The organism is Bacillus sp. MRMR6, assembly GCF_001940785.1.
Taxonomy (GTDB): Bacteria; Bacillota; Bacilli; order Bacillales; family Cytobacillaceae; genus Neobacillus.
Genome location: NZ_MSLS01000093.1, coordinates 1 through 648, shown reverse-complemented (window position 1 = coordinate 648; position 648 = coordinate 1). Strand labels below are relative to the sequence as shown.

The 648-nt window shown below is 31.5% G+C and carries 1 protein-coding gene; it reads left to right on the top strand.

The features are described 5' to 3' along the window. The first annotated feature begins 256 nt into the window (after positions 1 to 256). On the top strand, positions 257 to 619 hold the full coding sequence (locus BTR25_RS26775) for a DUF2085 domain-containing protein (RefSeq protein ID WP_237068749.1): 363 nt from the start codon (positions 257 to 259) through the stop codon (positions 617 to 619). Positions 620 to 648: the final 29 nt, after the last annotated feature.

Below are 648 nucleotides of genomic sequence, written 5' to 3'. Positions count from 1 at the left end.
CGTAAATGTGCCCCCTAGTTCCCACAAACATTAAATGGTTGTAACCAAGACATAGGCTCACTTTCTCCTTAATTTTTTACAATGCGATAATCTCATTAACTGTAAAAAGCTGAGGGGTCTCATCTACTCGTCAGCTATTCATGATATTGTTCTCCGTTAGCTTCATTTTATATTAAAAACTAAATTATGTAGTATATTCCATAAATACTATTTATGTTATATACTATACGCTAGAATAATAAAGGAGTTTACAAATTTGGTAAATAGTATTAATTTTTTATTGAAGGTTGTTTTCTTTTGCCATCAAATGCCAGACCGTTCATTTCATTATAATGGGAGAAAATTCCCCCTATGTGCAAGATGTACTGGTATGGCAGTAGGCTATTTTTTATCCGTAATATTAGTCATATGTTTTGGAAGATTTGATTTATGGATTATAGCCTTATTAATTTTACCAATGGCTATCGATGGTATTGGACAATTATTTGGTAAATGGACAAGTAATAATATTAGACGGTTCTTCACTGGATTACCTGGTGGAATCGGTATTATTTATCTCTTCTACACTATTGGCTACCAATTTTTTTTATTTGGTCAATATGTTGGAAAAAATCTATAGCAGGATATTGGAGGTACTATTATGTATTG